This is a genomic window from Pseudomonas sp. AD21 (assembly GCF_002878485.1).
GTDB lineage: Bacteria > Pseudomonadota > Gammaproteobacteria > Pseudomonadales > Pseudomonadaceae > Aquipseudomonas.
Window position 1 is genome coordinate 170,629 of the sequence record NZ_NQYG01000006.1, and the last position, 23,773, is coordinate 194,401.

Here is a 23,773-nt window from a genome sequence, read left to right on the forward strand (position 1 = left end):
ACATAAGGTAGGAACCTTCGTTGCCGCCTTATCAAGCTTTGTGGAACAATGCGGCGACATGCGTTTGCGAGGTTGTTGCCGTGATCGACCCCGATGGTTTCCGCCCCAATGTCGGGATCATTCTGACGAATGACGCCGGCCAGGTGCTGTGGGCTCGCCGTATCAATCAAGATGCCTGGCAGTTTCCGCAAGGGGGAATCAACCCCGAGGAGACGCCGGAAGACGCCTTGTACCGCGAGCTGAACGAAGAAGTTGGCCTGGAACGTGAAGATGTTGAAATACTGGCCTGTACTCGGGGCTGGTTGCGCTATCGTTTGCCGCAACGTCTGGTGCGTACCCACAGCCAACCGCTGTGCATCGGCCAGAAACAGAAATGGTTTCTCCTGCGCCTGATCTCCAACGAGCAGCGGGTGCGGATGGATTTGACCGGTAAACCGGAGTTCGATGGCTGGCGCTGGGTCAGCTATTGGTATCCGTTGGGCCAGGTGGTGACATTCAAGCGCGAGGTGTATCGCCGCGCCCTCAAAGAGCTTGCCCCGCGCCTTTTAGCGCGCGACTGACGACGGAGTTCGACCCCGAGCCATGCTCAATACGCTGCGCAAGATCGTCCAGGAAGTTAACTCCGCCAAGGATCTCAAGGCGGCGTTGGGGATTATTGTGTTGCGCGTCAAAGAGGCCATGGGCAGCCAGGTCTGCTCGGTCTACCTGCTTGATCCCGAGACCAACCGCTTCGTCCTGATGGCCACCGAGGGCTTGAACAAGCGCTCGATCGGCAAGGTCAGCATGGCACCCAACGAAGGTCTGGTGGGTCTGGTCGGCACGCGTGAAGAACCCCTGAACCTCGAAAACGCCGCGGATCACCCGCGCTACCGCTACTTCGCCGAGACCGGCGAGGAGCGCTACGCCTCTTTCCTCGGGGCACCGATCATTCACCACCGTCGCGTCGTCGGCGTGTTGGTCATCCAGCAGAAAGAACGCCGCCAGTTCGACGAAGGTGAAGAAGCCTTCCTCGTGACCATGAGCGCGCAGCTCGCCGGTGTAATTGCTCACGCCGAGGCCACCGGTTCGATCCGTGGTCTGGGTCGTCAGGGCAAGGGCATTCAGGAAGCCAAGTTCGTCGGCGTGCCGGGTTCGCCCGGGGCGGCCGTCGGTACGGCGGTGGTCATGTTGCCGCCGGCGGACCTGGACGTGGTGCCAGACAAGCACATCACCGACATCGACGCCGAACTGGCGTTGTTCAAGACCGCCATCGAAGGCGTGCGCGCCGACATGCGTGCGTTGTCGGCCAAACTGGCGACCCAGTTGCGCCCGGAAGAGCGCGCGCTGTTCGACGTCTACCTGATGATGCTCGACGATGCCTCGCTGGGCAGCGAAATCACCACCGTGATCAAGACCGGCCAGTGGGCTCAGGGCGCGCTGCGTCAGGTGGTCACCGAACACGTCAACCGTTTCGAGCTGATGGACGACGCCTACCTGCGCGAGCGTGCCTCGGACGTCAAAGACCTCGGTCGCCGCCTGCTTGCGTACTTGCAGGAAGAGCGCCAGCAGAACCTGGTCTATCCGGAAAAAACCATTCTGGTCAGCGAAGAGCTGACGCCGGCGATGCTCGGCGAGGTGCCGGAAGGCACGCTGGTCGGTCTGGTTTCGGTACTCGGTTCCGGTAACTCTCACGTCGCGATCCTGGCCCGGGCCATGGGTATTCCGACGGTGATGGGCCTGGTCGACCTGCCGTATGCCAAGGTCGACGGCATCGAGGTGATCGTCGATGGCACCCGCGGCGAGGTCTACACCAACCCCAGCGACGTACTGCGCAAGCAGTTCGCCGAGGTGGTCGAAGAAGAGAAACAACTGGCGCTGGGCCTCGATACCCTGCGTGACCTGCCGTGCGTGACCCTCGATGGCCACCGCATGCCGCTGTGGGTCAACACCGGCCTGCTGGCCGATGTGGCGCGGGCACAGAAGCGCGGCGCCGAAGGTGTCGGCCTGTACCGCACCGAAGTACCGTTCATGATCAACCAGCGCTTCCCGAGCGAAAAGGAACAACTGGCGATCTACCGCGAGCAGCTCGCTGCATTTCACCCGCAACCGGTGACCATGCGCAGCCTGGACATCGGCGGTGACAAGTCGCTGTCGTACTTCCCGATCAAGGAAGACAACCCGTTCCTCGGCTGGCGCGGGATCCGCGTGACCCTCGACCACCCGGAAATCTTCCTGGTGCAGACCCGCGCCATGCTCAAGGCCAGCGAAGGCCTGAACAACCTGCGGATTCTGCTGCCGATGATTTCCGGCACCCACGAACTCGAAGAAGCCTTGCACCTGATCCACCGTGCATGGGGCGAAGTGCGCGATGAAGGCACCGACGTGCCGATGCCGCCTATCGGGGTGATGATCGAGATTCCGGCAGCGGTGTACCAGACCAAGGAGCTGGCGCGGCAGGTGGACTTCCTCTCGGTCGGCTCCAACGACCTGACCCAATACCTGCTGGCGGTGGACCGCAACAACCCGCGGGTGGCCGATCTCTACGACTACCTGCACCCGGCGGTGCTGCAAGCTCTGCAAACGGTGGTGCGCGATGCGCATGCCGAAGGCAAACCGGTGAGCATCTGCGGTGAAATGGCCGGTGATCCGGCAGCGGCGGTGCTGTTGATGGCGATGGGCTTCGACAGCCTGTCGATGAACGCCACCAACCTGCCGAAGGTCAAGTGGATGCTGCGCCAGATCAACCTGAGCAAGGCCAAGGATCTGCTGGCTGAGCTGATGACCATCGACAACCCGCAAGTGATCCACAGCTCGCTGCAATTGGCGCTGAAGAACCTTGGGTTGTCGAAGATGCATCCGCCGGCGGTGGTCAAGGCCCTCTGAAGATCAAAAGCCCCTCACCCTAACCCTCTCCCAAAGGGAGAGGGGACTGATTGGGGGATGCTGCAGAGGTACGCCGACCTGAAAATGCTTTGCTGAATCCATAATCGATTCACACCGATTTGAAGGTGCTGTGTTGAATCCATAGTCGACTCGGTCTTTCAGGTCGATGTACGGCTCAAGACACCTCGGTCGGCTCCCTCTCCCTCCGGGAGAGGGCTGGGGTGAGGGTTTGCTCTTAGACGCAAAGCTCAACTTCCCCAAGATGCCCGCCATATGGCCCGAAACTCCGCTCCACCATCCGCCGAGTCCCATCCGCCTGAACGATCAACGCCGTACTCGCCCGCGTCCCGTAACTCTGACTGGCAATAAACACACTCGACAACAATGACTCCGTCGCCATGCCCACCCCGGTATCTGGCAATTCGGCAGATGGGGCCGTCTGCGTATCACTCAACAATGCCAACAGCTGCTCAGGCTGAGGATCCTCCAGCACCGCACTCAACCCAGCCTTGGCCTTGAGCAACTTCGGCCACGGCGTATCCAGCCCGGCATTCGATAACCCGTAGACGCCCGATTCCAGCATCACCGGCTCCGACATCCGCGCATTGAAGTGCCACAGCTCATGACTATTGCCGAGCAGCAGATTAAACCCGGCATATTCCGCCGCACGCCCGACCACATCGCTCAAATAATCATCAATCGACGCATCGCCCGTGAGAAACCGCGCCACCAACTCGCCCCGCGACTTGCGCGCTGGCGGCTGCTGCGGATCGCGAATATTGGTCAGCGCGGCAAAGCGCCCGTTGGCCCCGATCCCCAGCCAGGTGCCACCGGCTTCAAGATCACGCCCCGCGTGCACATGCGGCGCCTCCGGCCATTGCGCCAAGGGCAGGCTCGGCCGGGCGTAAAACTCGTCACGGTTGGCCGCGACGATCAGCGGCTGGGCATGGCCCGGGCGCCAGGCGAAAACAATCAGGCACATAAGGTGGTCCTTGTGTGTTTTTTGCTCACTCTACGCAGTCGTCGTCCGTGCATCCATCGTAAGTGGAGCCAAAGGGCATGCATCCGTTACCATGCCGCTCCGGTTTTGGGGATGCGTCTGGGAGACGGTCATGGAATTTCTGCTCTATCTGGCGTTGGGCGCCTGTGCGGGCGTGCTGGCCGGGCTGTTTGGCGTCGGCGGCGGGATCATCATCGTGCCGGTGCTGGTGTTCAGTTTCACCCTGCAGGGCTTTGATCAGTCGATCCTCACCCATCTGGCGGTCGGGACGTCACTGGCGACGATCATCTTTACCTCGGTCAACGCCGTGCGTGAGCATCACCGTCGTGGCGCGGTGCGCTGGCCGATCTTCATGTGGATGGCCGTCGGCATTTTGCTGGGCGCCGGTTTCGGTGCCCTGACTGCCGAGGCGATTTCCGGGCCGCACCTGCAAAAGATCATCGGCGTGTTCGCCTTGATCATCTCGGTGCAACTGGCGCTGGACATCAAACCCAAGGCCAGCCGAACGGTGCCGGGCAAATTCGGTCTGACCGTGGCCGGCAGCATCATCGGTTGGGCTTCCGCGATTTTTGGCGTCGGTGGCGGCTCTTTGACCGTGCCGTTCCTGACCTGGCGCAGCGTGCCGATGCAGCAAGCGGTGGCGACGTCGTCGGCCTGCGGCCTGCCAATCGCCTTGGTCAGTGCATTAAGTTTCATGATTCTGGGGTGGCACGATCCGTTGTTGCCACCGCATAGTCTCGGTTTTGTGTATTTGCCGGCGCTGCTGGGCATCGCCCTGACCAGCATGGTCTTCGCCCGCATCGGCGCGCGTCTGGCGCATCGGTTGTCGCCGCGCTTGCTGAAACGGCTGTTCGCCGCTTTGCTGTTCAGCGTGGGTGTGAGTTTCCTGCTTTAACCGTCGCAATCCTGGCTTAATCCTGAGGTGGCAGCGTCGCCCGGGAATTTTGGTTTCAACTCTAACGAGGAGTCGCAATGCTGCCTTACCCGCAGATCGACCCGGTGGCCCTGGCCATCGGTCCGCTGAAAATCCACTGGTACGGCCTGATGTACCTCGTCGGCATCGGCGGCGCATGGCTGCTGGCGTCGAGCCGGCTCAACCGTTTCGATCCGACCTGGACCAAGGAGAAACTCTCCGATCTGGTGTTCTGGCTGTCGATGGGGGTGATTGTCGGTGGACGTCTGGGTTACGTGCTGTTCTATGACCTGAGCGCCTACATCGCCAACCCGACGCTGATTTTCGAGGTGTGGAAGGGCGGCATGTCGTTCCACGGCGGGTTCATCGGCGTGATGCTCGCGGCGGTGTGGTTCGGCAAGCGTAACGGCAAGACGTTCTTCCAGTTGATGGACTTCGTCGCACCGATGGTGCCGATCGGTCTGGGTGCCGGGCGTATCGGCAACTTCATCAACGCCGAGCTCTGGGGCAAGCCGACCGACGTGCCGTGGGCGATGATCTTCCCGCCATTCAGCGATCCGGCGCAGTTGCCGCGTCACCCGTCGCAGCTGTATCAGTTTGCGCTCGAAGGCGTGGCGCTGTTCCTGATCCTGTGGTTGTTCTCGCGCAAGCCGCGTCCGACCATGGCGGTTTCGGGCATGTTCGCGCTGTTCTACGGCATCTTCCGTTTCATCGTCGAGTTCGTCCGCGTACCGGACGCGCAACTGGGCTATCTGGCCTGGAACTGGCTGACCATGGGCCAGATTCTGTGCGTGCCGATGATCGTCGGTGGATTGTTCCTGATCTGGCTGGCCTATCGTCGTGCGCCGGCAGCGCCGGTTGCGCCGACCGCTTAAACTACGAACCCCGGCGCGCGACGCCGGGGCTCAAAGGACACAGGTAACTCATGAAGCAATATCTCGAACTGGTCTCGCACGTCATCCAGAACGGCACCAAACAGGCCAACCGTACCGGCATCAACACCATCAGTTTCCCGGGTGCAATGCTGCGTTTCGATCTGCAGGAAGGTTTCCCGGCGATCACCACCCGCAAAATGGCCTTCAAATCGGCTATCGGCGAGATGTGCGGCTTTCTGCGTGGTGTGAACAACGCCGCTGAATTCCGTGCGCTGGGCTGCAAGGTCTGGGACCAGAACGCCAACGAAAACGCCCAGTGGCTGGCCAACCCGTTCCGTCAGGGCGAAGACGACCTCGGCGAAATCTACGGCGTGCAATGGCGCAAGTGGCCGGCGTACAAGCAGATCCCGCTGAGCAACACCGCCGCCATCGAACAAACCCTGAGCAACGGCTACAAGCAGATCGCCCAGGGCGAAGAAGACGGCCAGGCCTACGTGGTGCTGTACAAAGCCATCGACCAGGTGCGCCAGTGCGTCGACACGATCATCAAGGATCCGGGCAGCCGCCGTATTCTGTTCCACGGCTGGAACTGCGCCCAGCTCGATGAAATGGCCCTGCCGCCGTGCCATCTGCTGTACCAGTTCCACCCGAATGTCGAGACCAAAGAGATTTCTCTGACCCTGTACATCCGTTCGAATGATCTGGGCCTGGGCACGCCGTTCAACCTCACCGAAGGCGCCGCGCTGCTGAGCCTGATCGGTCGCCTGACCGGCTACACGCCGCGCTGGTTCACCTATTTCATCGGTGATGCGCACGTCTACGAGAACCACCTGGACATGCTCAACGAACAGCTCAAGCGCGAACCGTTCGCCATGCCGAAACTGAAAATCTCCGATCGCGTACCGGAATTTGCCAAGACTGGCGTATATCAGCCGGAATGGCTGGAGTTGGTGGAGCCGAGCGATTTCTCGCTGGAAGGCTACGAGCACCATGCGCCGATGACCGCGCCGATGGCGGTCTGAAAGCTTCACTCTGTACCCCTGTGGGAGCGGGCTTGCTCGCGAAGGCGGTGTACCAGTCAATGATGATCTCGACTGACACACCGCCTTCGCGAGCAAGTGCGCTCCCACATTTGGTTTTGTGGAATATTCAGGTCTCGTTTCTCCTTCCACTGTCATTTCTGACAGTAGCCGCGTGCCGCATCCCGTGATTAGCTGAAGGCCTCCAAAGCGAGGTAACGGTCATGTCAGGCAAAGGTGGATTTTTCGATGACGGCAATACGGGCTCTGGTTTCTCGACCGAGACGGCACTGACAGCGACAGCAACCGAATTACAGGCGCCGCTGATCGCCTACTTCTATTCAAAGGAAAACCGCTATTTCGAGTTCGGCACAACCGAGCCGGAAGGCGCTGTCATTCCTCTGGAAATTATTGGCCCGGGCTCGCCGTTTATCAATTCGACGTACGCCCTGCTGGATCCTTCCTCGCCGCAAATCACCGTCGGCGACAAGCTCCGCCTGGAGTGTCTGCCATTGGACGGTTCTCCGTCGTTCCAGTCAGCAGATGTTGTGGTGAAGGGTAAAGATTACTGGATCCCGATTGCCATCCCGGACAGCGAGCTCAAGCGTTTGCAAGGTCTTGACGTCGAGGTAACCTTCTTTCATCTTCCGCAAGCCGGTGGTGCAAACCCTTCCCCAGCGCGGAAAGTCTTCGTCGCTTCAGAACTGGGCCGCAAGCCCGTGCTTAAGGTGGAAGGCGTGGTCAATGGAATGCTGGAAGCTGCTGCGTTTCCTGATGGCATTACCGTAAGACTGGCGCCGATTGAGAACCTGCGCGCCTGTTACGGCATTGAAATTCTCTGGACGCAATCGCCGGATCATTGGGTCGAGCGTCAGCGCAGATTGGCTGTCAATCCAAAGCAGACCATAGAGTTTCATATCGCCCCTGAAGTTTATCTGCCGCATGTTGGCCAAAGCGTCACGGTTAAATACTTCATTTATTTGGGCGCTCGCCTGAGTCCCAATTTTTTCTGGGGCACAGGGGCAGCCACCGAGGTGAGTTTCGAAGTGATCTGAACATCGCATCAACCCCTGTGGGAGCGGGCTTGCGTGAGGCTTAGTGGCCGTGGCTACGACCTACATGGGAGTGTTCGACCTCTGTCGCCACACCCCCGCCACTCACCTCCAGCCGCTGCAAGATCCCGCATTGATCAGCCATCGGCCCTTCGCCACAACGTTGGCGCAGGTCGAGCAGTTGTGTCTGCAAGGCCAGCAATCCATCAATCCGCGCCTTCACATGCTGGATGTGCTCGTCGATCAGCGCGTTGACGCTCTCGCATTGATCCTGCGGGCTGTCGCGCAGCGCGAGCAGGCTGCGGATTTCCTCGAGGGTCATGTCGAGGGTACGGCAGTTGCGGATGAAGGTCAGGCGCTCGGCGTGCGCCTGGGTGTAGACGCGGTAGTTGCCGTCGCTGCGGGCCGGTTCCGGCAGCAGGTTTTCGCGCTCGTAATAGCGGATGGTTTCCACGGCGCAGTCGGTGAGTTTGGCCAGTTCTCCGATCTTCATGACGGCAATCTCCAAAAGGGTGCTTGACCCTATAGTGGCTACAGGGTCTTTACTTGGCAACAGGCACCTTCATGGACGCGACCAATGAGCGATTCCCAGCACACCCACCCCCACTCCCACAAGCCGGGCGACGGGCACGATCACAGTCATAAATTGCAGCCTGTGCATAAACATGACCACGGCGGCGATGCCTGCTGTTCATCAAAAGCCGCTGCACCGTCGCTGATTCAACTGAGCGAGACGAAAAGCGCCGACGCCCGGTTGAGCAGTTTCCGCATCGAAGCGATGGACTGCCCGACCGAGCAGACGCTGATCCAGAATAAACTCGGCAAGCTGGCCGGTGTACAGCAACTGGAATTCAACCTGATCAACCGCGTGCTCGGCGTGACGCATAACCTGCCGGGTACCGAGCCAATCACTGAGGCGATCAAATCCCTCGGCATGCACGCCGAGCCGCTGGAGGCGGGCGTCGAAGCCCCGGCCCCTGCGCCGGTGAAAAAACACTGGTGGCCGCTGGCGCTGTCCGGCGTCGGTGCGCTGGCGGCTGAAGTTATCCACTTCACCAATGCCGCGCCGACCTGGGTGGTGGCGATCATTGCGCTGGTATCGATCCTCAGCGGTGGCCTGACGACGTACAAAAAGGGCTGGATCGCCCTGAAGAACCGCAACCTCAACATCAACGCGCTGATGAGCATCGCGGTGACGGGGGCGGTGCTGATCGGGCAGTGGCCGGAAGCGGCAATGGTGATGTTCCTGTTCACCGTGGCCGAACTGATTGAAGCGCGCTCGCTGGATCGCGCCCGCAACGCCATCAGCGGTCTGATGCAGATGACCCCGGAACAGGCCACGGTGCAGCAAGCCGACGGCAACTGGATCGAACAAGAGGTTAAAAGCGTCGAACTCGGCGCCCGCGTGCGAGTAAAACCCGGCGAGCGTATCGCGCTGGACGGTGAAGTCGTCAGCGGCAGCTCGACCATCGATCAGGCACCGATCACCGGCGAAAGCCTGCCGGTGGAAAAAACCGTCGGCGACAAAGTCTTCGCCGGTACGATCAACCAGGCCGGTTCGCTAGAATACGCGGTCACTGCCGCGGCGAATAACTCGACCCTGGCGCGGATCATCCACGCCGTCGAGCAGGCTCAAGGCGCGCGCGCACCGACCCAACGCTTCGTCGATCAGTTCTCGAAAATCTACACCCCGGTGGTATTCGTCCTGGCGTTGGCCGTGGCGATCATCCCGCCGCTGTTCATGGGCGCGGTGTGGTTCGACTGGATCTACCGCGCGCTGGTGCTGCTGGTGGTCGCGTGCCCATGCGCACTGGTGATTTCCACCCCGGTGACTATCGTCAGCGGCCTCGCGGCAGCCGCGCGCAAAGGTATTCTGGTCAAGGGCGGCGTGTACCTGGAGGGCGGTTTCAAGCTCGATTATCTGGCGCTGGACAAGACCGGGACCATCACCCACGGCAAACCGGTGCAGACCGATTACCTGTCGCTGGACCCGACCGCCGACGCCACGGCGCCGGCAATTGCTGCCGCGTTGGCCGGACGTTCCGATCACCCGGTGTCGCTGGCGATCGCCAATGCAGCTGTGGACAAGAATCTCGCTGCGCTGGCTGTGGATAACTTCGAAGCGCTGGCCGGTCGCGGTGTGAAGGGCCAGGTCAACGGCCAGACCTATCACTTGGGCAACCACCGTCTGGTTGAAGAACTGGGCCTGTGCTCACCGCAACTGGAAGAAAAACTGTTCGCGCTGGAGAAGCAGGGCAAGTCCGTGGTGCTGCTGCTCGACAGCTCCGGCCCGCTGGCGCTGTTTGCCGTGGCCGACACGGTCAAGGAAACCAGCCGCGAAGCGATCCGCCAGTTGCACGCCCTGGGCGTGAGAACCCTGATGCTCACCGGCGACAACGTGCACACCGCGCAGGCGATCGCGGCGCAGGTCGGCATCGATCAGGCCAAGGGTGACTTGCTGCCGACCGACAAGCTGCAAGCCATCGAAGAGCTTTATGCACAGGGCCACCGGGTGGGCATGGTCGGCGACGGCATCAACGACGCCCCGGCACTGGCCCGCGCCGAGATCGGTTTCGCCATGGCGGCGGCCGGTACCGACACCGCGATTGAAACCGCCGATGTCGCCCTGATGGACGACGATCTGCGCAAGATCCCGGCGTTCATCAGCCTGTCGCGCAATACCGCCAGCATTCTGAAACAGAACATCGCGTTGGCACTGGTGATCAAGGCTATCTTTCTTGGGGTAACCTTCGCCGGGCTCGCCACCATGTGGATGGCGGTGTTCGCCGACATGGGCGTGAGCCTGTTGGTGGTGTTCAACGGCTTGCGCCTGTTGCGTAAATAAACGATGAGGGATGGTTGTGCTGAGTGCCGAGCTGAAAGCGTTTTACATGGTCGCCCGCTTGGGCAGCATCACGCTGGCAGCGAAGAAACTCGGCCTCAGCCAACCCACCGTGACCACGCAGATCCGCAACCTGGAAAGCCAGTATTCGGTGGAGCTGTTCTACCGTGGCGGCCGGCGCCTGAGCGTCAGTGACGAAGGCGCGCGGTTGCTGCCGATGGTCAAGGCGCTGTTGCAGCAGGAGTCCGACATCGAGTTCTTCCTGCGCAACAGCGGTCAGGTGCAGGGCACGTTACGCATCGCCGCCACTGCGCCGTATTACATCCTCGATCTGGTGAAGACCTTCCGCGAGCGCCTGCCGCAGGTGGAAGTGTCGGTGGAAATCGGCAATTCGCAGCAGGTGCTGGAAGCGCTGGAGGATTATCGGGTGGACGTCGCGGCGTCGTCACAGTTGCTTGAGGATGCGCGGTTGATTCGTCGGGTGTTGGGGACTGATCCGCTGGTGCTGGCGGTGCATCGCAACCATCCGCTGGCGACGCAGGAGCATGTGGCATTGAGCGCACTGGCCGGGCATACGTTGTTGATGCGTGAGTCGGGCTCGACGACGCGGCGGCTGACGGAAGAATTGCTCGCGACTGCTGGGGTGAGTTTCGGGCCGTTGCTGGAAATTGGCAGCCGTGAGTCGATTCGAGAGGCGGTGTTGCGCAATATCGGTATCAGCATTATTGCGCGGCAGGAAGTGCCGCATGATCCGCAACTGCGCGTGTTGACCATCGAGGGTGCGCCGCAGATTCCTGAGTACCTTTACTGCCTCAAGGAGAGGAAGGCGGCGCGGTTGCCGGCGGCGTTCCTCGGCTTGGCCCAGGAAATGTCTCCAGCGTAATGATCGTTCCCACGCTCCGCGTGGGAACGCAGCCCGGGACGCTCTGCGTCCCAACAGCCGAACGCGGAGCGTCCGATGAGGCATTCCCACGCAGAGCGTGGGAACGATCTCTGGTGAACCAAAATCCCTGAATACCACTATCGGCCGTTTTTGCCTCACTGCCACATGACGGACGCATTACAACTCTAGGATTGGCCCCATCTGCTTGATGAGGTCTGTCCATGAATCCTGCCATCGCAACTGCCCTGACCAACCCCGGTGCGCCGATGAAAGTGCGCGGCGTGCAGAAACGCTTCGGCGCGTTCACCGCGCTGGATAACGTCTCCCTCGATGTCGCCGCCGGTGAACTGGTGTGCCTGCTCGGCCCGTCGGGCTGCGGCAAGACCACGCTGCTGCGCTGCATCGCAGGGCTGGAAAAGCAGGACAGCGGCGAGTTGTATCTGGGTGAGCGCGACGTTTCCCATCTCGCCCCGCAGGCCCGCGACTATGGGATTCTGTTCCAGTCCTACGCGCTATTCCCCAATCTGACGGTTGAAGCGAACATTGCCTACGGCCTCGCCGGCAGTGGTCGCGACGAAGTGCGCCGTCGCGTCGCTCAGATGCTGGAACTGGTCGGCCTCACCGGCAGTGAAAAAAAGTATCCGGGCCAGTTGTCTGGCGGCCAGCAGCAACGCGTCGCGCTGGCTCGCGCCCTGGCACCCGCGCCGTCGTTGCTGTTGCTCGATGAACCGATGTCGGCGCTGGACGCCCGCGTCCGCGAGCATCTGTGCACCGAGCTGCGCCAACTGCAGCGCAACCTCGGCATCACCACCCTGATGGTCACGCACAATCAGGACGAAGCCATGTTGATGGCCGACCGCATCGCCGTGATGAACAACGGCCGCGTCGAGCAGTACGCCACCCCGCAGGAAATCTACAACCGCCCGGCCACGCCGTTCGTGGCCGAGTTCGTCGGGCAGGGTAACTGGTTGCCGTTCCAGCGCAGCAGCGACAGCCATGCGCAGGTCGGCGGGATGAACCTGCGCTTGGCCGACGGTAGTGTGCACAGCGCCTCGGGTCGTTTGTTCTGCCGCCCGGAAGCGATCAACGTCAATCCGCTGGTGCACGAAGAAAACCTGTTCCCGGCCAAGGTCCGCGAGATCACCTTCCTCGGTAACCGCTGCCGCATGAGCTTCGAGCTCGATCAACTGCCGGGCCATTCACTGCTCGCCGAACTGGCGCCGGAAGCCATGCCGCGTCTTGGCGCGCAGCAGATCATGGTCGCCTTGCCACCGCGCAGCCTGCAGGTGTTCGCCTGATGAGCGCGAACATCGCACTGCCGCTACCGCACAAGCAGGCGCAGCAGGTGTCCGGTGCCGAGGTCGGTGACCGGATCTTCGTCCTCGGCGGCAAAGTCCTGCTGCTGTTGCTGCTCGGTGTCGCGGTGCTGCTGCCATTGCTGGCGATCTTCTGGCGCGGTTTCAGCAGCGAGGCCGGGCAGGGCGGTGGCTGGCTCGCCGCCAGGGAGTTGGTGGCCAGCGACAATTTCCACTGGCTGCTCGGCAACAGCCTGAAAGTTTCCCTCAGCGTCGCGGCCATCGTCGTACCGCTGGCCTACCTGTTTGCCTACGCGCTGCAACGCACACTGATTCCGGCCAAGGGCATCTGGCGCGGAATTTCCCTGCTGCCGCTGATGGCGCCGTCGATGCTGCCGGGGATTGCGCTGGTCTATCTGTTCGGCAACCAGGGCATGTTGCGCGGGCTGCTGTCGGACAACATCTACGGGTTCTGGGGGATCGTGCTGGGCGAGGTGATTTACACCTTCCCCCATGCGTTGATGATTTTGCTCTCGGCATTGTCGCTGGCCGATGCGCGCCTGTTCGACGCCGCGTCGAGCATGGGTGCCAGCCCCGCCAAGGCTTTTCGCAGCATCACCTGGCCGGCGACTCGCCAGGCGGTGTTCGCCGCGTTCTGTCTGGTGTTCACCCTGACCATCACTGATTTCGGCGTGCCGGTGGTGGTCGGTGGTGACTATCAAGTGCTGGCGCTGGAAGCCTACAAAGCCGTGGTCGGCCAACAACAATTCGGTCGCGGCGCGTTGATCGGCATGGTGCTGTTGCTGCCGGCGCTGTTCAGCTTCGGCGTCGATGCCTGGCTGCGCCGGCGTCACGGCGATTCCATGAGCGGTCGTGCTCAGGTGTTCAAGCCGGCACCGTCGACACTGCGTGACGGTTGTTATCTGGCGATTGTTTTACTGATCAGCGCCGCGTTGATTCTGGTGTTCGGCATGGCGGTGTTCTCGTCGCTGGTGAAGTTCTGGCCGTACAACCTGTCGCTGTCGCTCAATCACTACCAGTTCAACGAAACCGCCGGCGGTGGCTGGCTGGCCTATAGCAACAGCCTGAAGATGGCGCTGGGCACGGGACTGATCGGCAGTGTGCTGATCTTCATCGGCGCTTATCTGATGGAGAAAACCCGCACCCAGCGCGGCCTCAACCTGACGTTGCGCATGCTCAGTTTCATACCAATGGCGGTGCCGGGGCTGGTGCTTGGTCTGGGTTACGTCTTCTTCTTCAACCTCAGCGGCAACCCGCTGCACGTGCTCTACGGGACGATGACGCTGCTGATCGTCTGCACCATTGCGCACTATCTGACCACCGCACAAATGACCGCGACCACCGCGCTGCGCCAGCTCGATGCCGAGTTTGAAGCCGCCGCGCTGTCGCTCAAGGCGCCGCTGTACCGGCATTACTTGCGCGTCACCGTGCCGATCTGCCTGCCGGCGCTGCTGGACATCGTGCGCTACCTGTTCGTCTCGGCGATGACCACTGTTTCTGCTGCGATCTTCCTCTACAGCCCCGACACGATCCTTGCGGCGGTGGCGGTGCTGAACATGGATGACGCCGGCAACGTCGGCGGCGCGGCGGCGATGTCGACCCTGATTCTGTTCACCTCGGCAGGCGTGTCCTTGCTGCTGGCGTGGGCTTCGCGCGGCTTGCTGCGCCGTTCTCAAGCCTGGCGGCAAACCGCGCCCGGTCACTGATTCCAACCCCGTTCAACTCATTACAGGAAATCGATCATGTTCAAGCCTATGGCCCTGGCCGCTGCTGTGCTCGCTACTTTCAGCCTGAATGCCGTCGCGGCAAAAACCGAGTTGACGGTGTACACCGCCCTCGAAGCCGAGCAACTGACCGCCTACAAAGCCGCATTCGAAAAGGCCAACCCGGACGTCGAGATCAAATGGGTGCGCGATTCCACCGGGATCATCACCGCCAAACTGCTGGCCGAGAAGGCTCGTCCACAGGCTGATGCGGTGTGGGGTCTGGCGGCTTCCAGCCTGGCGATCCTCGACCAGCAAGGCATGCTGCAAAGCTATGCGCCGAAGGATCTGGGCAAGATCGGCGCGAACTACCGCGACGCCGCCAACCCGCCAGCCTGGGTCGGCATGGACGTGTGGGCCGCAACCATTTGCTTCAACACTGTTGAGGCTGAGAAGCAGGGCTTGAGCAAACCCGTGAGCTGGCAGGACCTGACCAAGCCTGAGTACAAGGGCAAGATCGTCATGCCCAACCCGGCGTCGTCCGGCACCGGTTTCCTCGACGTCAGCGCCTGGCTGCAAACCTTCGGCGAGAAGCAGGGCTGGGCCTATATGGACGGTCTGCACCAGAACATCGGCCAGTACGTTCACTCCGGTTCCAAGCCTTGCAAACTGGCTGCTGCAGGCGAATTCCCGATCGGGATTTCTTTTGAATACCCGGCGGTACAGCTGAAGCGTCAGGGTGCGCCGCTGGACATCATCCTGCCGAAGGAAGGCCTGGGCTGGGAGATCGAAGCGACTGCCGTGATCAAAGGCACGCCGCATGAAGACGCAGCGAAAAAACTGGCCGACTTCTCCGCCAGCGCCGAGGCGATGGACTTGTACAAGGAGAACTTCGCTGTTCTTGCACAGCCGGGCATCGCCAAGCCGCAGACCGAACTGCCGGCCGACTACGAGCAGCGCCTGATCAAGAACGACTTCGCCTGGGCCTCGAAGAACCGCGACGAGATCCTGACCGAATGGCGCAAGCGTTATGACGGCAAGTCCGAGAAAGTTGTCGCCAAGTAAGATCTCTATCGACTGACAGGATCTCTTCGCGAGCAAGCCCGCTCCCACAGTGGACCGTGTTCACAACACAACTCCCCGGGGGCGGGCAGGCTCGCCCCCACATTGGATCTCCCGTGAACACAAATTTTGTGAACACCCAAATCCCCTGTGGGAGCGGGCTTGCTCGCGAAGGCGGTCTCTCCTTCAGAGCACATTTCAATGACACAACACCAAGACTTGCTGATTGTAGGCGCCGGCATCCTCGGCCTTTCCCACGCCTACGCCGCCGCCAAACGCGGCCTCAAGGTCAGCGTTTTCGAACGCACCGCCACGCCCCTCGGCGCTTCGGTGCGCAACTTCGGCCAAGCCTTGGTCACCGGCCAACCACCCGGTCAAATGTTGGAACTGGCCAAAGCCAGCCGCGAAATCTGGGGCGATTGGGCGCAACTCGCCGGTTTGCAAATCAAGCGTAACGGCTCGTACCTGTTCGCCCGCACCGAAGCTGAAGAACACCTGCTGGAAGCCTTCTGCAACGGCCGCGCCGTGGAACACGGTTACAACATCGAGCTAATGCGCGGTGCTGCCCTGCGCGATCTGTACCACGGTCAGTTCAGCCACCACCGTGCCGCGTTGCACGGTATGGACGATCAACAGTTGTATTCGCGCGAAGCGATCCCGGCGCTGATCGACTATCTGCGCCGCGACCTCGGCGTCGAGTTTCACTTCTCGACGCTGGTGCGCGACGTCGAACCGGGGCGCCTGCAAAGCACCGCCGGCACCTTCACGGCGAAGCAGATCATCGTCTGCTCCGGCCACGATTATCAGACCCTGCTGGCCGAGCCGATTGCTGCGCTCGACCCGCAGATCTGCCGCCTGCAAATGCTCCGCGCCAAACCGCAGATCGAGCTGAATCTGCAACATGCCTTGCTCACCGGCCTGAGTTGCGTGCACTACGGCGCCTTCGCCGATTTACCGGAAGCGGCAGCGGTGCAGGCGCAGATCCTGCGCGAGCAACCGCACCTGCATGACAATGGCATTCACCTGCTGATCAGCCCGACACCGTACGGCGAACTGATCATCGGCGACTCGCATCATTACGGCAGCGACCCTTCGCCATTCAATGCCGAGCAGGTCGACAACTGGATGCTGGAATTGGCCGAGCAGACGCTGGGCTGCAAGGTGCAAGTGGTCGAGCGTTGGCAGGGAGTCTATGGTTCCCGAGGGCCGGGGCCGTTTTCGTTCCTGCGTCCGGCACCGGGGTTGAGTGTGGCGCTGATGCACACCGGCGTCGGCATGAGCGTCGGCCCGGCGCTGGCCGAGCGCAACATCGCGCAATTGCTGGAGGAAATCTGATGGCGGATCACCAACAAGTCGTCGCCCGGGTGTTCGGGTTGTACGAGCGCTTCGGCAGCAGCGATTACATCGGCGAGCCGGTGTCGCAGATCGAACACATGTCCCAGGCCGCCGAACTGGCGATTGCCGAAGGCTTCGACGACGAAGTCGTGCTGGCGGCGTTCTTCCATGACATCGGCCATTTGTGTGCCGAGGGCGCCGAGAACATGGGCGGTTATGGTGTAGTCAGCCATGAGCGGCTGGGCGCGAATTATTTGCGTGAGGCCGGGTTCAGTGAGCGCCTGGCACGGCTGGTGGAATACCACGTGCAGGCCAAACGTTATCTGACCTTGCGCGAGCCGGAGTATTTCGAGCGCTTGAGTGAAGCGAGTCGCCGGACCCTGGAATATCAGGGTGGGGTGATGAGCGAGGCTGATGCGGATGCGTTTGAGCGGGATCCGTTGTGTGCCGTCAGCCTGCGGATGCGCCAGTGGGATGAGTTGGCCAAGGAGACGGCGGTGCCGGTGATGGATCTTCGGGTGTTGAAGGAGAAAGCGGTGCGGCTGCTGGCGGCGTAATCCCCGGCACCGAGTCGCGCCATTCGCGAGCAAGCCCGCTTCCACATTCGACCGAGTTCTACCATAAGGAATGCGATCAAACTGTGGGAGCGGGCTTGCTCGCGAAGAGGCCGAAACAGGCGCTAAAGCTCTGCAGCCAGTAAATCAATCTGCTCCTGCCGCTCTGCCTGATTCAACTTCGCATGCGGGTTCAGTGATGACCACTGCGGATGCGCCCGGGCCTTGCTCAGCGCATCCGGCAACTTGCCCTCGCGCCAGGTTTTGTCCTGCGGCGTTGCAACCTGAACCGCGTCCATCGCCGCATGCCCGCGCTGATCGAGCGCGAGCAACAGTTGCCGCTGACGCAACGCCAACAGCCGCAACACCCCATCATCCACCGTCAATTCCCGCTGGCCCTTGATCTTGCCCAGCAAACGACTGCCATAACTGCGCGCCGTTTGCAGCGCACCACCGGCAATCGCGCCAGCCAAAGCCGCAGCACCAAGAGTAATGCCGCCCACCAGCAAATCCACCCCGGCACCGGCCGCAGCACCGGCAGCAATCCCGCCGCCGACGCGAACCCCCAGTTGCTTCAGGGTTTCCGGGTTGAACAGGTCATCGCCCCAACGCCCGTCCAGCAACGGCAAATCACTCGCCGCCGCATCCTGTGGACGAAACGCATACAACTTGAGCAGCGCCTCAACACACTTCTGCTCACGCTGACGCACAGCCTTGCGCAGCTCGCTGATCGCTTGCTGTTCCTGCTCGGCCTCGCTGACCACGCTGCGTCGGCACGCGGCGCAATCGATCAGCAATTCGGCGATCAAGCGCGCCGCACTTTGCTGGCGCGCGAGGCGCTGGGCCTGTTGATCGGCGATCAGCCGTTCCAGTTGCGGGCGGGCATTTTCCAGCAGTAATGCGAGGCTTTCGTACAGCCGCCGCTCGCCGTCCTCCGGCGGTGCAACGCTGTCGAAACGCACCAGCGCATGCAGGCCGAGCCGCGCCAACGCTTCGCGCCAGTCCGGCTCGCGATGGTTGGCGCTGCTGACGAAATTCAGCACCGGCAGCAGCGGCTTGCCACAACTGGCGAGCACTTCCAGTTCATCGCGGTACTTGGCCAGCACCGGCTCGCGGGCGTCGATCACGTAGAGTCCGGCGTCGGAGGCCAGCAGTTGCCGCAGCACTTTCGCCTCCTGTTCGAAACGCTGGCGTGCCTCGCTGCCGTCGAGAAAGCGCGCCAGTCGCGCCGGACCGTCGAGGCGTTCGCCCGGACGCTCCAGACGCTCGAGGAAATCCAGCAGGGCAATCGCGTCTTCCAGCCCGGGCGTGTCGTAGAGATCAAGCAGTGGCTCGCCGTCCACCGACAACCGCGCACCCTCGACATGCCGAGTGGTACTTGGCCGGTGCGAGACCTCGCCGAAACCGACGTCGCGGGTCAGGGTGCGCAGCAGCGAGGTCTTGCCGACGTTGGTGTGGCCGACCACTGCAAGTTTCAGCGGCGTTTTCCGGGCATCAGTCATGACCGTTCTCCAGCCAGTTCATCGGCGCGCAATCGGCGAATGGCAGCTCCAGTTGTTGCAGGGCGAGGTGCCAGTCGCCGAGGCGTGCGCTGTCCAGCGCTTCGCCGGGCGGTGCTTGCAGCAGCCAGACGCGGGTGGCGCCGGCATTGCGCGCCAGTTCGGCGATCAGCGCGAGGCTACCGCGGTCCGGCGAGCGCCGTGGATCGCAGGCGATCAGCAGGCGCGCAGGGGGGAAGCGGCTGAGTTGTTCGAGCAGTTTGTGCCGCGATTCGCGGCTGTCTAGAATCCCGGCGTTGTTCACGGTTTTCGGCAGGGCCGGAGGCCAGGGGCGCTGGTCGTCGAGTTCGATGGCGACCAGCAGGGCACCGTCGCTCGCATGTTCGCTGACGCTGCTTTCGACCCGATGCAACTGCTGCGGCGCCGCATCGTTGATGCCGAGGCGCTCGCTGGTCGGCATCAGGCGTTCGCGCAACTGGGCGTAGCCGGGCAGGTTCAAGTCCAGACTCAGCGCCGCTTTGCCACTGCTCCAGCGCCAGAAGCAAAACAGTGCCAGCAGCAGGCGCGGCAGCACGCCGTACACCACCAATACGCCGACCAACCACGTTGCCCAGGCTTGGCGGGCGCTTTCGATGTTCAGTGCAGCGTCGCCGCTGGCGCGGATCATCTCTACGGTCGGCACGTTGAAGCCGAGCAGCGCCGGCAGCGCGCCGAGGGTTTGGGTCATGTTGATGAACGTGTCGGCGCTGAGAATGGTGGTTTCCCAGACGAAGCCGTAGCGCCGGGTCGCCATCAGCGTCAGCAGCAACACCAGCGCGCTGAGCATCGCCAGCAGCCACAGGCCGTTGACCAGTGTGCCGAGCGCCCAGCGGTTGAGTTTTTTGCGTTGCAGCATCAACAGCAGGGCCGGTGCGAGTTGTGCGGCTTTGGCGTCACGGGCGAATTTTTCGCTGAGCCACAGCCACAAACGCCCAAGAGTGGTGCCGTGTTCGCCGGCAAAGACCAGCCCCAGCGCCCAGCTCAACAGCAGAATCAGGTTCAGCCCGAGCAGGCTGCCCAAGGCCCAGAACACATTGACCGGCGTCTGACTCAGCGCGGCGAAGGCCAGACCGGCGCCGCTCAGCACCGCGAAGATCATCAGCAGCACCAGCGCCAGACGTGCGCCTTGCAGCCAGTGAGTGAGCGCAGCGCTCAGCCCGTCGCGCTCGGCCAGCCATGCCGCGCGGCGTTGAATGCGGCTCGGCAGATCGCCGCCGGCCGCGCGGGCCAGACGATTGGCTTCCAGATCCTCCAGGGGACCTGCGTGTTCTTCACGCAGGCGGATGGTTTCTGTCAGCCAGAGGTTTTGCAGTGGAGTCAGTTCAGTCACGCGCCATTCCGTTGCTCAATTGAGCAGTGAGCATAACCGCTGTGGCGCTTATCGGGTCAAGCGAGGCTCTGGTATCCTCGCCGGCATGACTAAATCACTCCCCCTCAGCCTGATCGCAGCCCTCGGTGAAAACCGTGTGATCGGCGTCGACAACAGCATGCCCTGGCACCTGCCGGGGGACTTCAAATACTTCAAGGCGACGACCCTCGGCAAGCCGATCATCATGGGCCGCAAGACCTGGGACTCCCTCGGTCGCCCGCTGCCGGGGCGCTTGAACATCGTGGTCAGCCGTCAGCCTGATCTGGTACTGGAAGGCGCAGAGGTTTATCCGTCGCTGGAGGCTGCCGTGGTTCGCGCCGAGGAATGGGCGAAAGCGCAGGGCGTCGATGAGCTGATGCTGATTGGCGGCGCGCAGTTGTATGCGCAAGGGCTGGCGCAGGCCGATCGTCTGTACCTGACCCGTGTGGCGCTGAGCCCGGAAGGGGATGCGTGGTTTCCGGAGTTTGATCTGAACCAGTGGAAACTGGTGTCGAATGTGCCAAATCCGGCTGAGGGCGATAAGCCTGCATACAACTTCGAAGTCTGGGAAAAAGCCTAAGAGCTTCGCGAGCAAACCCGCTCCCACATAGGATCTGTGATCGACACAAATCCAGTGTGGGAGCGGGTTTGCTCGCGAAGAGGCCAGGTCAGGCAAAGAAGAACTTAAGCCTGAGCAAGCTCCGCATGCTCATCCGCATCCAGCAGTGCTTTATCTGTCTGCTGCATCACCTGGCTGGTAACCCCCCCCGCCGTGATCGATCCACTCACGTTCAACGCCGTACGACCCATGTCGATCAGCGGCTCGACCGAAATCAGCAGCGCCACCAGTGACACCGGCAAACCCATCGCCGGCAGCACGATCAGCGCCGCAAACGTCGCGCCGCCACCGACACCGGCCACACCGGCCGAGCTCAGGGTCACAATCGCCACCAGTGTCGCGATCCACAGCGGATCCAGTGGGTTGATGCCAACGGTTGGCGCCACCATGACCGCCAACATCGCCGGGTACAGACCGGCGCAACCGTTCTGGCCGATGGTCGCACCGAACGATGCGGCGAAACTCGCCACCGACTGCGGAATTCCCAGACGACGGGTCTGCGCTTCAATGCTCAGCGGGATACTCGCCGCGCTGGAACGGCTGGTGAACGCGAACGTCAGCACCGGCCAGATCTTGCGGAAGAAGCGCAGCGGGTTGATCCCGGCGGCCGACACCAGCAAGCCGTGGACCACGAACATCAGGCCCAGTCCGAGGTACGAGACCACGACGAAACTGCCGAGCTTGATGATGTCCTGCAGGTTGGAACCAGCCACGACTTTAGTCATCAGCGCCAGTACGCCGTACGGGGTCAGCTTCATCACCAGACGCACCAGACGCATCACCCAGGCTTGCAGGGTGTCGATGGCGTTGATCACTTTCTGACCTTTTTCGACGTCATCCTTGAGCAGTTGCAGCGCAGCAACCCCCATGAATGCAGCGAAGATCACCACGCTGATGATCGAGGTCGGCTTGGCCCGGGCCAGGTCGGCGAACGGGTTCTGTGGAATGAACGACAGCAGCAGCTGCGGCACATTCAGGTCGGCAACCTTGCCGGCGTAGTCGGTCTGAATGGTTTGCAGACGGGCCATTTCCTGGGTGCCGGCCACCAGCCCTTCGGCGGTCAGGCCGAACAGGTTGGTCAGACCGATGCCGATCAGCGCCGCAATCGCGGTGGTAAACAGCAGGGTGCCGATGGTCAGGAAGCTGATCTTGCCCAGCGACGAAGCGTTGTGCAGACGCGCGACCGCGCTGAGGATCGAGGCGAACACCAGCGGGATCACGATCATTTGCAGCAACTGCACGTAACCGTTGCCTACCAGATCGAACCAGCCGATCGAGGCTTTCAGCACCGGGTTGCCGGCACCGTAAACAGTGTGCAGGGCCACGCCGAACGCGACGCCCATCGCCAGTGCGAGCAGGACTTTTTTCGCCAGGCTCCAGGTGGTGTGGCGGGTTTGCGCCAGGCCAAAGAGCAGGGCGAGGAACACCAGCAGATTGAGGATCAGCGGCAGATTCATGAAGACTCCGATAAGACTTGTGCCAGTCGCCTTCTTGGGCAACTGCGAACCGGCAAGCCTAACAGTTTGATTTCCAATGAATTAATACCGAAATCGCAGGTCATTCGTCGTTTTTGGAATAAGCGCCTGTCGCTCTCGGCAATGCAGTTGGCGTTGAGGAGACGTAAGCGGTCGCTGACAGACGAGGACTGTCACACTTATTTGTTAGCGTCGATGTCTTTACATCAGGGGAGAAAACGCCAATGAAGTTCGCACCGAAGTTGCTGGCTGTCGCACTGACGTTAGGGTTGGGTCTGGCAGGTCAGGCGTTCGCCACTGACCTGAAACACTGGCCGGCGGATCAGGCCAAGGCACTGGACGCGATGATCGCGGCCAACGCCAACAAGGGTAACTACGCGGTGTTCGACATGGACAACACCAGTTACCGCTACGACCTCGAAGAATCGTTGCTGCCGTTCATGGAAAACAAGGGGCTGATCACCCGCGACAAGCTCGATCCCTCCCTGAAACTGATGCCGTTCAAAGACACCGCCGACCACAAGGAAAGCCTGTTCAGTTACTACTATCGCCTGTGCGAAGTCGACGACATGGTCTGCTACCCGTGGGTAGCGCAGGTGTTTTCCGGCTTCACCCTCAAGGAACTCAAAGGCTACGTCGATGAGCTGATGGCCTCGGGTAAACCGGTGCCGGCGACTTATTACGACGGCGATGTGGTGAAGAACCTCGACGTGCAGCCGCCGAAAGTCTTTACCGGTCAGGCCGAGCTGTACAACAAGCTGATGGAGAACGGCATCGAGGTCTACGTGATGACTGCCGCCTCCGAAGAGCTGGTGCGCATGGTCGCTGCCGATCCGAAGTATGGCTACAACGTCAAACCGCAGAACGTGATCGGTGTGACCACGTTGCTGAAGAACCGCGAAACCGGCGAGCTGACCACTGCGCGCAAGCAGATCACGGCTGGCAAGTATGACGAGAAGGCCAACCTCGGCCTCGAACTGACCCCGTACCTGTGGACCCCGGCAACCTGGATGGCCGGCAAGCACGCGGCGATCCTGACGTACATCGATGAGTGGAAAAAACCGGTGCTGGTGGGCGGCGACACCCCGAGCAGCGACGGTTATATGCTGTTCCACGATGTGGATGTGGCCAAGGGCGGTATCCACCTGTGGGTCAACCGCAAGGATAAATACATGACTCAGCTCAACGGCATGATGGCCAAGCATGCGGCAGCGCAGGCCAAGGAAGGCTTGCCGGTGACGGCGGACAAGAACTGGGTGATCGTCAAGCCTGAAGAAATCCAATAACCCCCAGAATCCCTGTAGGAGCCTTCGGCAGCGCCTACAGGGATCGGGTTGATCGTTCCCACGCTCTGCGTGGGAATGCAGCCCGTGACGC

Annotated in this window: 20 protein-coding genes; 15 read left to right on the forward strand and 5 right to left on the reverse strand. The window is 61.7% G+C overall.

Annotated elements, in window-relative coordinates; all coding sequences use genetic code 11:
- The first annotated feature begins 80 nt into the window (after positions 1-80).
- Positions 81-560 (forward strand): RNA pyrophosphohydrolase, encoded by a 480-nt coding sequence (locus PseAD21_RS06025; RefSeq protein ID WP_003229203.1) that lies wholly within the window; start codon positions 81-83, stop codon positions 558-560.
- A gap of 22 nt (positions 561-582) precedes the next feature.
- Entirely contained in the window at positions 583-2,862 is a 2,280-nt protein-coding gene (gene ptsP / locus PseAD21_RS06030; RefSeq protein ID WP_102354898.1) for a phosphoenolpyruvate--protein phosphotransferase, read from the forward strand.
- Positions 2,863-3,097: 235 nt separating this feature from the next.
- Here ptsP and PseAD21_RS06035 read toward each other — a convergent pair whose 3' ends face one another.
- Positions 3,098-3,844: an NRDE family protein gene (locus PseAD21_RS06035; protein ID WP_102354899.1), complete on the reverse strand. Its 747-nt coding sequence runs from the start codon at positions 3,842-3,844 to the stop codon at positions 3,098-3,100.
- A 130-nt stretch (positions 3,845-3,974) separates the two neighbouring features.
- Here PseAD21_RS06035 and PseAD21_RS06040 point away from each other — a divergent pair, with 130 nt between their 5' ends.
- From PseAD21_RS06040 to PseAD21_RS06060, 4 genes are all read left to right on the forward strand, one after another.
- Positions 3,975-4,757 carry a sulfite exporter TauE/SafE family protein gene (locus PseAD21_RS06040; RefSeq protein ID WP_102354900.1) on the forward strand — a complete coding sequence of 261 codons (783 nt, stop codon included), beginning with the start codon at positions 3,975-3,977 and terminating at the stop codon, positions 4,755-4,757.
- A gap of 77 nt (positions 4,758-4,834) precedes the next feature.
- Positions 4,835-5,650 carry a prolipoprotein diacylglyceryl transferase gene (gene lgt / locus PseAD21_RS06045; RefSeq protein WP_102354901.1) on the forward strand — a complete coding sequence of 272 codons (816 nt, stop codon included), beginning with the start codon at positions 4,835-4,837 and terminating at the stop codon, positions 5,648-5,650.
- A 50-nt stretch (positions 5,651-5,700) separates the two neighbouring features.
- Positions 5,701-6,672, forward strand: a complete 972-nt coding sequence (locus tag PseAD21_RS06050) for a thymidylate synthase (protein WP_003229191.1) — start codon at positions 5,701-5,703, stop codon at positions 6,670-6,672.
- Positions 6,673-6,893: 221 nt separating this feature from the next.
- Entirely contained in the window at positions 6,894-7,724 is an 831-nt protein-coding gene (locus PseAD21_RS06060) for a hypothetical protein (RefSeq protein WP_102354902.1), read from the forward strand.
- Between the two features lie 40 nt (positions 7,725-7,764).
- Here the strand turns inward: PseAD21_RS06060 and cadR are convergent, their stop codons facing one another.
- A complete protein-coding gene (gene cadR / locus PseAD21_RS06065) occupies positions 7,765-8,214 on the reverse strand; it encodes a Cd(II)/Pb(II)-responsive transcriptional regulator (RefSeq protein ID WP_102354903.1) in 450 nt (149 codons plus the stop codon).
- An 84-nt stretch (positions 8,215-8,298) separates the two neighbouring features.
- Here cadR and PseAD21_RS06070 point away from each other — a divergent pair, with 84 nt between their 5' ends.
- From PseAD21_RS06070 to PseAD21_RS06105, 7 genes are all read left to right on the forward strand, one after another.
- Positions 8,299-10,566 (forward strand): heavy metal translocating P-type ATPase, encoded by a 2,268-nt coding sequence (locus PseAD21_RS06070; RefSeq protein ID WP_102354904.1) that lies wholly within the window; start codon positions 8,299-8,301, stop codon positions 10,564-10,566.
- A gap of 16 nt (positions 10,567-10,582) precedes the next feature.
- Positions 10,583-11,446, forward strand: coding sequence for a LysR family transcriptional regulator (locus tag PseAD21_RS06075; protein WP_102354921.1), 864 nt, complete (start codon positions 10,583-10,585; stop codon positions 11,444-11,446).
- Between the two features lie 221 nt (positions 11,447-11,667).
- Positions 11,668-12,744 carry a putative 2-aminoethylphosphonate ABC transporter ATP-binding protein gene (locus tag PseAD21_RS06085; RefSeq protein WP_102354905.1) on the forward strand — a complete coding sequence of 359 codons (1,077 nt, stop codon included), beginning with the start codon at positions 11,668-11,670 and terminating at the stop codon, positions 12,742-12,744.
- Positions 12,744-14,468 (forward strand): putative 2-aminoethylphosphonate ABC transporter permease subunit, encoded by a 1,725-nt coding sequence (locus PseAD21_RS06090; RefSeq protein WP_102354906.1) that lies wholly within the window; start codon positions 12,744-12,746, stop codon positions 14,466-14,468. Before PseAD21_RS06085 ends, PseAD21_RS06090 begins: the two co-directional genes overlap by 1 nt.
- 36 nt (positions 14,469-14,504) lie before the next feature.
- Positions 14,505-15,530 carry a putative 2-aminoethylphosphonate ABC transporter substrate-binding protein gene (locus tag PseAD21_RS06095; protein WP_102354907.1) on the forward strand — a complete coding sequence of 342 codons (1,026 nt, stop codon included), beginning with the start codon at positions 14,505-14,507 and terminating at the stop codon, positions 15,528-15,530.
- A 198-nt stretch (positions 15,531-15,728) separates the two neighbouring features.
- Positions 15,729-16,862 carry a TIGR03364 family FAD-dependent oxidoreductase gene (locus tag PseAD21_RS06100; protein WP_102354908.1) on the forward strand — a complete coding sequence of 378 codons (1,134 nt, stop codon included), beginning with the start codon at positions 15,729-15,731 and terminating at the stop codon, positions 16,860-16,862.
- Entirely contained in the window at positions 16,862-17,419 is a 558-nt protein-coding gene (locus PseAD21_RS06105; RefSeq protein WP_102354909.1) for a phosphonate degradation HD-domain oxygenase, read from the forward strand. Before PseAD21_RS06100 ends, PseAD21_RS06105 begins: the two co-directional genes overlap by 1 nt.
- 122 nt (positions 17,420-17,541) lie before the next feature.
- Here the strand turns inward: PseAD21_RS06105 and PseAD21_RS06110 are convergent, their stop codons facing one another.
- Together PseAD21_RS06110 and PseAD21_RS06115 are read right to left on the reverse strand one after the other, a co-directional pair.
- The gene (locus tag PseAD21_RS06110) at positions 17,542-18,918 is read right to left on the reverse strand and encodes a GTPase/DUF3482 domain-containing protein (protein WP_102354910.1); all 1,377 of its coding nucleotides are present in this window, start codon (positions 18,916-18,918) and stop codon (positions 17,542-17,544) included.
- Positions 18,911-20,284, reverse strand: a complete 1,374-nt coding sequence (locus tag PseAD21_RS06115; protein ID WP_102354911.1) for a DUF2868 domain-containing protein — start codon at positions 20,282-20,284, stop codon at positions 18,911-18,913. The genes PseAD21_RS06110 and PseAD21_RS06115 overlap by 8 nt, the downstream gene beginning before the upstream one ends.
- Before the next feature lie 85 nt (positions 20,285-20,369).
- On the opposite strand from PseAD21_RS06115, the gene PseAD21_RS06120 reads away from it, so the two are divergent.
- Positions 20,370-20,882, forward strand: coding sequence for a dihydrofolate reductase (locus tag PseAD21_RS06120; protein WP_102354912.1), 513 nt, complete (start codon positions 20,370-20,372; stop codon positions 20,880-20,882).
- Between the two features lie 104 nt (positions 20,883-20,986).
- Here the strand turns inward: PseAD21_RS06120 and PseAD21_RS06125 are convergent, their stop codons facing one another.
- Positions 20,987-22,378 carry an L-cystine transporter gene (locus PseAD21_RS06125; protein WP_102354913.1) on the reverse strand — a complete coding sequence of 464 codons (1,392 nt, stop codon included), beginning with the start codon at positions 22,376-22,378 and terminating at the stop codon, positions 20,987-20,989.
- A 242-nt stretch (positions 22,379-22,620) separates the two neighbouring features.
- Here PseAD21_RS06125 and PseAD21_RS06130 point away from each other — a divergent pair, with 242 nt between their 5' ends.
- A complete protein-coding gene (locus tag PseAD21_RS06130) occupies positions 22,621-23,682 on the forward strand; it encodes a phosphorylcholine phosphatase (protein ID WP_102354914.1) in 1,062 nt (353 codons plus the stop codon).
- Positions 23,683-23,773: the final 91 nt, after the last annotated feature.